Source organism: Pseudomonas sp. R1-1 (assembly GCF_051132135.1).
In the GTDB taxonomy this organism is placed as follows: Bacteria; Pseudomonadota; Gammaproteobacteria; order Pseudomonadales; family Pseudomonadaceae; genus Aquipseudomonas.
Genome location: NZ_CP071663.1, coordinates 2,458,270 through 2,468,268, shown reverse-complemented (window position 1 = coordinate 2,468,268; position 9,999 = coordinate 2,458,270). Strand labels below are relative to the sequence as shown.

General features: G+C 58.8%; 13 protein-coding genes. 6 read left to right on the top strand and 7 right to left on the bottom strand.

Annotation, left to right across the window (positions count from 1 at the left end; translation table 11 throughout):
• The first annotated feature begins 102 nt into the window (after positions 1–102).
• Entirely contained in the window at positions 103–987 is an 885-nt protein-coding gene (locus J3P75_RS11295) for a LysR substrate-binding domain-containing protein (RefSeq protein ID WP_434710460.1), read from the top strand.
• A 95-nt stretch (positions 988–1,082) separates the two neighbouring features.
• On the opposite strand, the gene J3P75_RS11290 is transcribed toward J3P75_RS11295, so the two are convergent.
• Complete coding sequence (locus J3P75_RS11290) at positions 1,083–2,357, bottom strand: glucarate dehydratase family protein (protein WP_434710459.1); 1,275 nt, start codon at positions 2,355–2,357, stop codon at positions 1,083–1,085.
• A 30-nt stretch (positions 2,358–2,387) separates the two neighbouring features.
• On the bottom strand, positions 2,388–3,755 hold the full coding sequence (locus tag J3P75_RS11285) for an MFS transporter (RefSeq protein ID WP_434710458.1): 1,368 nt from the start codon (positions 3,753–3,755) through the stop codon (positions 2,388–2,390).
• 119 nt (positions 3,756–3,874) lie between these two features.
• Here J3P75_RS11285 and J3P75_RS11280 point away from each other — a divergent pair, with 119 nt between their 5' ends.
• Positions 3,875–4,777: a LysR substrate-binding domain-containing protein gene (locus J3P75_RS11280; RefSeq protein WP_434597388.1), complete on the top strand. Its 903-nt coding sequence runs from the start codon at positions 3,875–3,877 to the stop codon at positions 4,775–4,777.
• A gap of 142 nt (positions 4,778–4,919) precedes the next feature.
• Here the strand turns inward: J3P75_RS11280 and J3P75_RS11275 are convergent, their stop codons facing one another.
• The gene (locus J3P75_RS11275) at positions 4,920–5,510 is read right to left on the bottom strand and encodes a DUF6338 family protein (RefSeq protein ID WP_434597387.1); all 591 of its coding nucleotides are present in this window, start codon (positions 5,508–5,510) and stop codon (positions 4,920–4,922) included.
• A gap of 188 nt (positions 5,511–5,698) precedes the next feature.
• On the opposite strand from J3P75_RS11275, the gene J3P75_RS11270 reads away from it, so the two are divergent.
• Positions 5,699–5,977, top strand: a complete 279-nt coding sequence (locus tag J3P75_RS11270) for a Rho-binding antiterminator (RefSeq protein WP_434710456.1) — start codon at positions 5,699–5,701, stop codon at positions 5,975–5,977.
• Between the two features lie 57 nt (positions 5,978–6,034).
• Here the strand turns inward: J3P75_RS11270 and J3P75_RS11265 are convergent, their stop codons facing one another.
• Entirely contained in the window at positions 6,035–7,240 is a 1,206-nt protein-coding gene (locus J3P75_RS11265; RefSeq protein ID WP_434710455.1) for an NAD(P)/FAD-dependent oxidoreductase, read from the bottom strand.
• Between the two features lie 280 nt (positions 7,241–7,520).
• On the opposite strand from J3P75_RS11265, the gene J3P75_RS11260 reads away from it, so the two are divergent.
• On the top strand, positions 7,521–8,069 hold the full coding sequence (locus J3P75_RS11260) for an RrF2 family transcriptional regulator (protein ID WP_434597381.1): 549 nt from the start codon (positions 7,521–7,523) through the stop codon (positions 8,067–8,069).
• A gap of 44 nt (positions 8,070–8,113) precedes the next feature.
• On the opposite strand, the gene J3P75_RS11255 is transcribed toward J3P75_RS11260, so the two are convergent.
• Complete coding sequence (locus J3P75_RS11255; protein WP_203418503.1) at positions 8,114–8,449, bottom strand: hypothetical protein; 336 nt, start codon at positions 8,447–8,449, stop codon at positions 8,114–8,116.
• Between the two features lie 184 nt (positions 8,450–8,633).
• Here J3P75_RS11255 and J3P75_RS11250 point away from each other — a divergent pair, with 184 nt between their 5' ends.
• Positions 8,634–8,873, top strand: coding sequence for a hypothetical protein (locus tag J3P75_RS11250; protein ID WP_203418504.1), 240 nt, complete (start codon positions 8,634–8,636; stop codon positions 8,871–8,873).
• Positions 8,874–8,940: 67 nt separating this feature from the next.
• On the opposite strand, the gene J3P75_RS11245 is transcribed toward J3P75_RS11250, so the two are convergent.
• Entirely contained in the window at positions 8,941–9,138 is a 198-nt protein-coding gene (locus tag J3P75_RS11245) for a DUF2188 domain-containing protein (RefSeq protein WP_203418505.1), read from the bottom strand.
• Between the two features lie 224 nt (positions 9,139–9,362).
• On the opposite strand from J3P75_RS11245, the gene J3P75_RS11240 reads away from it, so the two are divergent.
• Entirely contained in the window at positions 9,363–9,725 is a 363-nt protein-coding gene (locus J3P75_RS11240) for an NUDIX hydrolase (protein ID WP_090284179.1), read from the top strand.
• 3 nt (positions 9,726–9,728) lie between these two features.
• Here the strand turns inward: J3P75_RS11240 and J3P75_RS11235 are convergent, their stop codons facing one another.
• Complete coding sequence (locus tag J3P75_RS11235) at positions 9,729–9,971, bottom strand: DUF1652 domain-containing protein (RefSeq protein WP_434710453.1); 243 nt, start codon at positions 9,969–9,971, stop codon at positions 9,729–9,731.
• Positions 9,972–9,999 lie beyond the last annotated feature (28 nt).

The window sequence follows — 9,999 nt, the reverse complement described above, 5'->3', positions numbered from 1 at the left end:
CGAATGATTGCGTCAGGCTCCGCCATCTCAGGGTGCCCATGTTCATTGCTGAACAACTCAGGGACAACCGTAAATTCGACCCGTTATTGATGACTTTTGCGAATGAATCCGCGCACGCTCACGCCTTCCATGTCGTTATTGCTGGCTTTCGAGGCCGCCGCCCGCCACGAAAGCTACACCCGCGCCGCCCACGAACTGTCGCTGACGCAAAGTGCGGTCAGCCGTCAGGTGCAGATTCTGGAAAAGATGCTCGGCATGCGCCTGTTCACTCGCGAAGGCCGGCAAGTGGTGCTGACCGATGTCGGGCGCCTGTATCAACGGGAGCTGGCCGAAGCGCTCGGGCAGATACGCAGCGCGACGCTGCAGGCGATGGCATTCGGGTCGGGCATTCATAGCCTGCGCTTGGCCACGCTGCCAACATTCGGCTCGAAATGGTTGCTGCCGCGCCTCAAGGATTTCTACACCGCACATCCCGGTATGACCGTGCATCTGCATTCGCGCATCGAAGCGATCGATTTCGATACCAGCGAAATCGACGCGGCGATCTGCGTCGGTGGCGGCGACTGGCCGGGGCTGACCGCCCTGCCCCTGCACACCGAGGAACTGGTGGTCATTGCCAGCGCGCAACTGTCCAACGCCGAGCGCGACGATGCCGAACGGCACATCGCCGGGCAACTGCTGCTCAATGTCAGCAGCAATGCTCAGGCATGGGCGGAATGGTACAGCCAGCGCGGCTTGCCCCACCGCAGCATGCGTATCGGGCCGAGCTTTGAAATGACCTCACACCTGATTCAAGCGGTGCGGGCGAATATCGGTGTGGGGCTGGTGCCGCGGATTCTGGTCGAGGATGAGTTGGCGAATGGCGAGCTACTGCAACTGGGCGAGCCGATCACCAGCCGGCGTAGTTATTATCTGGTGTATCCGCCGCGTAATGAAAAGTTGCCGTCGCTGACGGCGTTTCGGGACTGGCTGATAAAAACGTTGTGACTGAGGACGCCAATCGCGAGCAGGCTCACTCCTACATTTGGAACGCGTTCCCCTGTAGGAGTGAGCCTGCTCGCGATGGCGTCAGCGCAGACGCCTCAAAACCTCGGCTTGACCGCCCTCCAGTCCGGCTTGTACCGCTGCATCTGCCGCACATCGTCGCGCTGGCGAATTCCGCACGTCAGGTATTGATCATGCAGCTTGCCCAACTGCTCATGATCCAGCTCCAGCCCGAGCCCCGGCGCGCGGCTGATCTTCACGCAGCCATCGACAATCGGCAGCTTGCCGCCCTTGATCACCTCTTCGTCCGGCTCCTGCCACGGGTAATGAGTGTCGCAGGCGTAATCCAGATTCGGCACGGCGGCCGCGACATGCGCCATGGCCATCAGGCTGATGCCCAGGTGCGAGTTGGAGTGCATCGATACGCCGAGGCCGAACACCTCGCACATTTTCGCCAGGGTCTGGGTGTCGCGCAGGCCACCCCAATAGTGGTGGTCGGCGAGCACGATCTGCACGCTGTTCTGCGCCACGCTGCGGCGGAACTCGTCGAAATCGGTGACCACCATATTGGTCGCCAGCGGCAGGCCGGTACGTTTATGCAGTTCCGCCATACCGTCGAGGCCTGGGGTCGGGTCTTCGTAATACTGCAGATCATCACCGAGCAATTCAGCCATGCGAATCGAGGTTTGCAGTGACCAGTTGCCATTCGGATCGATGCGCAGCGGATAGCCGGGAAAGGCTTTTTTCAGCGCCTTGATGCACGCCACTTCATGTTCCGGCGGCAAGGTGCCGGCCTTGAGCTTGATGCTCTTGAAACCATACGCCTCGATCATCCGCGCCGCTTGCGCGACGATCTGCTGCTCGCTGAGCGCTTCACCCCAGTCATCCGGCTTGTAGGGCGAATCGATGTGCCGCGCGTATTTGAAAAACAGGTAGGCACTGAACGGCACCTCATCGCGGATCGCGCCGCCGAGCAGGTCCACCAGCGGCACGTTCAAGTAATGCGCCTGCAGATCGAGAAACGCCACTTCGAACGCCGAATAGGCGTTGCTCACCGCTTTGCTGGCGTGGGAACCCGGTGCCAGTTCGGCCCCGGCCAGACTGGCCGGTTTGTGCGCCGCCACCGTCGCCTGCACGATCGCACGCAACTGGTTGAGGTTGAACGGGTCGACACCGATCAGTTGCGCCTGCACTTGTTGCTGGATCGCCAGCGCCGGGGCGTCGCCATAACTTTCGCCGAGGCCGACGTAACCGTTATCGCTTTCGATCTCGATGATCGAGCGCAGGGCATAGGGTTCGTGGATGCCACTGGCGTTGAGCAGCGGCGGATCACGAAAGGCAATCGGAGTAACCGTGACACGGGTGATTTTCAAGATGATGCTCCTGACAGATCAACAATCGATTCAGTGGCTCGCGGCCGGGCGGGCCGTCGCGACGACGGCGGTTTCGTCAGCGGGCTTTGCCGGGGTTTGGCCTTTGGCGCCCGGCGCCGTGCGGGCGAAGAAAATCACCACCGCAGCGATCAGCGAAGTCGCCGCAAGGCCATACAGCCCGCCCTCGATCGAGCCGGTGGTTTGTTCGAGAATGCCGAACGCGGTCGGCGCGACGAAACCGCCGAGATTGCCGATGGAGTTGATCAGCGCGATCACCGCCGCCGCGATGCGCGCATCGAGATAGCTCTGCGGAATCGGCCAGAACAGCGCCGAGGCGGCTTTGAAGCCAATCGCCGCGAAGCAGATGGCAACGAACGCGAAGACCGGGCCGCCGGTGGTCGACATGAACATGCCGATGGCGGCGATCACCAGGGTCAGGGCGACCCATGCCTGCTGGAATTTCCATTTGCCGGCCATCGCGGCGAAACCGTACATGGCGACAATCGAAATGATCCACGGAATCGAATTGAGCAGACCGACCTGGAAGTCGCCTAGATCGCCCATTTTCTTGATCATGCTCGGCAGCCAGAATGTCGCGCCGTAAATGGTCAGGGCGATGGAAAAGTAGATGAAGCAGAACAGCGCGATCTGCCGATCCGCCAGCAGCTTGAACATTGACGGCTTGCTGACCTGCACTGCTTCGCGGGCACGCTGCTCTTCGGCAATCGCCGCGACCAGCGCTTCACGCTCGTCGTCGCTCAGCCACTTGGCCTGGCGCGGATGCGATTGCAGCCAGAACCAGACGAATGCGCACAGCACCACTGACGCCGCGCCCTCGATCAGAAACATCCACTGCCAGCCGTGCAAGCCCAAGCCACTGATGTGCAACAACGCACCGGACACCGGCCCGGAGATCACCGAGGCAATCGCCGAGCCGCTGAGAAACACCGCCATGGTCTTGCCACGTTCGGAAGCTGGCAGCCATTGCGTGAAGTAATAAATGATCCCCGGAAAGAACCCCGCCTCGGCCGCGCCAAGAATGAAACGCAGCACGTAGAAACTGGTTTCACCGCGCACGAACGCCATGGCCATGGCGGCCGCGCCCCAGGTGAACATGATCCGCGTCAGCCATACCCGTGCGCCGTATCGCTGCAGCAGCATATTGGAGGGCACTTCGAACAACGCGTAGCCGATAAAGAACAGACCGGCACCCAAGCCGTATGCCGCCGCACCGATACCCAGATCGGTTTCCAGATGACTGCGGACGAAGCCGATGTTGACCCGATCGATGTAGTTGACGATGAACATCACCACGAACAGCGGTAGCACGTGGCGCTTGACCTTGGCGGCGGCGCGGGCGAGCACCGTGACGTCCGCTGGACTCTGCAGGGTTTTCAAGGGGCGACTCCCGATCTTGTTGTTTTAGGAATGGCATGAAGCGATGGGTCGATCATGGACGCCGCGTATTGATCCCGTCTAATCTAACTTGGCATTCGATTGATACCTGGATTAGATCAATGTTCGAACTGACCCAACTGCGCTGCTTCACCACTGTCGCCACCGAACTGAATTTTCGCCGCGCCGCCGAACGGCTGAACATGACCCAGCCACCGCTGAGCCGGCAGATTCAGTTGCTCGAACATCACCTCGGCGTCGAGTTGTTCACCCGCAGCACCCGCAGCGTTGCGCTGACCGCCGCTGGCCGCGCATTTTTCATCGAAGCGCAGAATTTGCTCGAGCGTGCCCAGCAGGCAGCGATCACTGCGCGACGCTTTGCCGAGGGTGATATCGGTTCGGTGAACATCAGTTTTGTCGGTAGCGCGGTGTATGAGTTTCTGCCCAAGGTGATCGCCGAGGCACGGCTGAAACAGCCGCAGGTCAAAATCGATCTGAGCGAGATGAACACCTACCAACAACACGAAGCCCTGCGCGCACGACGCATTGATCTTGGCATCGCCCGCGCGCCACTGCTGGAGCCGGGCTACGCCACCGAATGCCTGGTGCGCGAGCCCTTTGTGCTGGCGGTGCCCAGCGCGCACCCGTTGGCGACGGCGGCTCAAGTGCTGGTCAGCGATCTGGATCAACAACCGTTTCTGATGTATTCCCACGCGGCCTATCCACCGTTCAACGAACTGCTGACCGGCATGCTGCGCTCGGCGCGGGTCGCACCGGACTATGTGCAGTGGCTGGGTTCATCACTGACGATTCTGGCTTTGGTCAACGCCGGCATGGGCCTGGCGCTGGTACCGCGTTGCGCGACCAGCGTGGTGTTCAAGAACGTGGTGTTTCGTGATATCGATCTGGGCGAAGGGGTGCAGAGCGAACTGCATCTGATCTGGCGCGAGAACAACGACAACCCGGCGTTTGCGATGTTGCTGGAAGCGATTCGCCGGGCTGTGGCGCTAGGCTGGGGCGAGTAAAAAGCTTACTGGTTTTTTAGCGGTGGTGGACCACTGGGTGCCTTGGGCTGCGCATTCGCAACAGGCTTGCCATCTGGCGTGTAACGACGTGCCACCCACTCTGGCATTGGTTGCGGTGCTCTGGCTGTCATGACGAAACCTCCTATTTCGGACCGAATTCGACCCATTTGACTTTCCCGGAATCTATCAGCAAAAACTCGGCGCCAAAAGGCACCTCCTTCCCGTCGGCATCCAGCCAACACGGATTTTGCACCACGAACTGGCCATTGCTGGCCTCTGGTGGCCACTCCACAGGCCAGCCAAAAACGCGCCTTTCATCGTTCAAATGCAGCGTAATGAGCCGATGGTGCTGGGCAAAAATGCTGAACCATTCACTGGGGTAGGAAGATTGTTTCGTCACATTTCGACTGCGTAACCAGCCATGCAATTTGTCATTGGTGGCCAGATAACAGGACAGCAGTCCAAGCGTCACCGACACAACGAATGCCCACATCGTTTCGGCTTTGGCATCCCAGCGCCCGATGGAAAAGCCTTTCGAACCCACCCACAAACACAGAGAACCAATCGCCCAGACCGCTCCCTGCACTACAAACGTAAAAATCAACGCCTGCACAATCTGCCCGAACGTGTCAGGCCGCTTGAACGCCGTGAGCGAATAGAAAATCCATGCGGATAGAAACCCGGGAATCAGATACTGCAACAACGGTATGACTTCTTTGACCAGATCATCCATGATCCGAGGCTCTCTTCAGGGTCTTGCCGACCGACACTCAAAAGCCTAGTGCACGCTGGCAAACAAATCGCGTACAACTGTCACCGGGCGTTTCACTCCGCGAGCCCCATGCCCACCCATAAGGCGCCGCGGCAATCAGCGAAACAGGCTCTTGCATCATGACCCTTCAAAGCTTTGAGGAGTAACTCATGGACCGCTACCAGCGACTCAATTGCGACCTGCATGATTACCTGGAAATCGCCTGCCTGCGCGGGTATCAACTGGACATCGAGTTGACCGATGGACAGCGCCTGACGGCTCGGGCCGTGACTACCCGAACGAGCGGCGACAAGGAAGAGTTCTTCGTCATTGAACAGGCAGGCGCGCAGAGAGAAATTCGTCTTGATCACCTGCTCGCCATCACGCCGGAGGACGCTGACGCAGAATTCGGGCGAATCCTGCTCAACGAAACCGCGTGCGGATGTTGATAACAAAATCCCGCGCAGATTACCCCGACGCGGGATTCTGGCCTGACACTCAGCGCCTTAAGCGACCACTGGAATCAACGGATCGGCGGCGGCCAGCGCAATGGCACGGTCAGCCGCTGGTGGATAGATCCACTGCGTATTGATCTGGGTCTTGAGGTTCTTGCCCTCTTGTTTAACCAGCTTCACCTGACGGTCCCAGCCCTCGGTGTACACCGCGCCCCACGCGCCCAGATCCAGACAGGTGACATATTTCGGCTGGCTGTACGGCGTCGGGTCGACGCCGAGGATGCGCGCAGCGACATTATTGCCGGCGTGGCGCCCCAGGGAGATGGCGTGCTGGCAGGTCATCAGCGCGTAGTTACCGATGTCGTCAGTGGCGGCGTAGGCGACATCGCCAGTAGCAAAGATGTCGTCCTGGCCGACGACTTTCAGGTGCGCATCGACGTGCAGGCGCCCTTGTTTATCGCGCTCCGCAGGGATCTGTTCGGTCAGCGAACTGGCGCGCACACCCGTAGTCCAGACCACGGTTTTCGCCTCTATGTGCTGACCGTCCGACAGCGTCACGCCATTGGCATCGACCGCCTGCACTGAGACACCCAAACGCCACTCGACGCCCAGTTCGTCACTGGCCGCGGCAATGGATTTGCTGATTTCCTCGCCCATCACCATACCGATTTTTTGTCCGCGATCGACAATGATCACGTTAACCTCGGCCTGCTCACCGAAAATCTCGCGCAGACGAGCCGGCATTTCAGTCGCCGTTTCGATGCCGGTAAAACCGCCGCCCGCCACCACGACCGTATTGCGCGCCTTGCTGTCCGGCAGGTTTTCAAGCGCCTTGAGGTGGGTCTCCAGGCGGATGGCTGCTTCAATCTGGTCAACATCGAAAGCGTACTGACTCACGCCAGGCGTGTCAGACCGGGCCAAACTACTACCAGCCGCCAGAACCAGTTTGTCGTAGTTGAAGATTTTTTGTGCACCGGACGCGTCGATGTAACCAACGGCTTTGGCAGCTACGTCGATGGTTTCAGCCGCCCCTTTGATGAAATGAACGCCGACCACGTCGAACAGTTCATGCAGCGGAGCGACCAAGTGATGGGCATTCGGTTCATAGAAGCGTGGCCGCACGCGCAACTCGGCCTGCGGCGCGAGCACACTGACTTCAATATCGTCGCGACCCTGCAGCTCGACCAGACGTACCGCGCTCAGCGCCGACCACATGCCGCCAAAACCTGCGCCGATTACCAGAATCTGTTGCTTCATCATTTTGCTCCAGGACGATGGAAAGAGATCATCGACGTCGTCACCAGAACACTGCGGACGGGCCAATAGCGCCGACTCTATTGGTCGGACTTATCACCAACAAGTTTAATTATCCGATAGCTTTGATCGGATATATAGATAGGTCTGGCTCCGACTTGAGTCCTGAGCAGCGCCATAAATAGCGTTTCCCTGCGGTTTGCCGTCGCTTGACCTTGCGTGAACCATTGCCTGGCCGGATCCTGGCTGATAGCATTTACGACAAATCAAGTCGGACTTATCCATGTCTCTTTACAGTGCTGGCGTTGAATACGGCATCCATTGCCTGGCCTTTCTGGTGACCAACGGTGGCGACAGCCGCGAAGCCAGCGTGCGGGACCTCGCAGAATTGCAGGGTGTACCACTGGAATACCTGGCGAAAATCTTCACCAGACTGGCGAAGGGTAACCTGGTGGTCGCTTCGGAAGGCGTGCGGGGCGGATTCAGCCTGGCGCGGCCGGCGGATGAAATCAGCCTGCTCGACATCGTCAATGCCATCGACGGGCGCAAGAATATTTTCGAATGCCGCGACATTCGCGGGCGTTGCGCCTTGTTCGAGGGCAATCCGCCGGAATGGGCCGTGGAAGGCACCTGCTCGATTCACGGCGCGATGATGACAGCGCAAAAGCGTATGGAAGAAGCTCTCGCGCAACAGACAATTCTCGACATCGCCCGGAAGGTCGGCCGCAAGGCTCCGAAGGAATTCGGCCAGCAAGTGGAGGACTGGATTCAGGATCGGCGGGAGAAAAAGGGCAATGTCGGCACTATTCCTTTGGCCGACATTTCTGAGTGACTGTTAAAGTGAAATCGCCAAATCCGGTTTTGCTTCGCGGATAACTACAGACAATCACGCACCGATTGGCGCAAAGCCCCGGACTTGGCCCATGGCGGCCCCTGATACAACGAAACCCGGCTGCCGTCCTTGTATTTGACGATGTCGAGGATCTCGTCCGCCGTGATGACGCTCGGCGCGGTGATGCGGTAGCCGTTGGAAATCGAGGTTTGCGAGGTCTTCGCGACATCCCGCTGCCACAACGGTAATACACACGCGGCATAGTCTTTGGGGGCCTTGTCGCTGGTCTTGCTGACATTCGGTTCGCCCGGCACGAGTGACCTCGGCAACGAGCAACCCGCCAACAGGGCCAGCGCCAACCCCACGATCCATATCCGCATGGTGTTTTCCTGATCTGAAAAAAAGCGAATGTAACGCGTAACCGGGGTGTACATCCATCGTGGCACGCCAACCGTGGCGCAATCTGCACAACTTTTCACAAGCTGCACAGACAGACGAACGTGTTTTGCCCATCGGCGAAAAATGCGACTACTCTTTTCTACCGAGAATGTTCTGGAGATGATCATGCGGCTCAATGAATACGAACACGAACTTCAGCGCGACCTGCAAAGTGTCGCATCGGACTTGAGATGGTCGGCCGTCGACCTGAAACGTATCGCCGACCAGCTACGCAAATCGGGCAACGAAGCGGACGCGCAAGCGGTGTTGAGGTCTTGCGAGGTATTGCAAAGCGATGAAGAGCGTTTGCAGCACTACGCCAAAGAGGTGAAAGCGCGGGCCATCAGCCGGATCAAGGTGCACTGAGAGCACCCTGCCCTGACCACCCAATAAAAAGCCCCGGCAAACATGTCGGGGCTGTTTTTATCGCCAATCAGTGGGTCGTGTGACTTTTCGCTCGCGTCGAGCGTTTTTTGTAGCCAGGCAGTGCTGCGGCGTAGGCCAGCGCCTCCTCTTTACTGGCAAACGATGCCAGACGGTCACCCTGGGTGCAGACCCGCCAGGGGCCATTGTTAACGCTAAGCACGTCATAACCGTTCATGTGCATCTTGTTCAACATCGGCATGCTCATGGACACCTCCATAGTTGCTTACGGTCAGTTCCAGCTTCACCGGTTTACCTTACACCCTGACTCGCTGAATTTGCCGACCGGATGTCGCACGGTCCGGCCCGCAGAAATCTTGCACTTTTCGCCCCCACGCCCGCTCAAAATCTTATTGAAACCTTTATCCGAGGCCGCGGCTCAAATATTGCAGTTTGATGACAATTACGTGACAAGCCGTAAACAGGTAACAGATGAAAGTACGTGCAACCGTTATATGCGAACAGGATCGCCACATCCTCCTGGTCCGCAAACCGCGCAGCCACTGGACATTGCCCGGTGGCAAAGTCGAGCCCGGGGAAACCCGCGCGCAGGCGGCCGTGCGTGAATTGCAGGAAGAAACCGGGCTGAATGCCGACGACGTGTTGTATCTGATGGAAATGCAGAGCGGCAGCACCCGCCACCACGTTTACGAGGCGTCAGTGGCAGACCTGGAGCAAGTGCGGCCGCAGAACGAAATCATCGATTGCATCTGGCATCCACTCGATGCGGTGCGCCATTTGAATACCAATGAAGCGACGTTGCGCATTGTTGAAGCGTTTCAACGGCGTTTATAAGGCTCAACCGGCAAACGCGCGGCGCCCAGCGCTCATCTCCGTGCGCAGTTCACCGATGAAATTGGATATGTCGCGGATCGTGACGAGATGTTCCGGCGATACGCCATTGAGCAGCAGCTCGACCTGGCCGTCTTCTGGCCGATAGACCTTGATCTGCAACAGCCCATGCGACATGGGTGTGCATTCGCATTCAAACCCGGGAAAGCCTGATTCAACGATGCGGCAGATGTTGTCAAGAGCAAGCATGGTGGCACGCCTCGCAGGCGATGGGAGC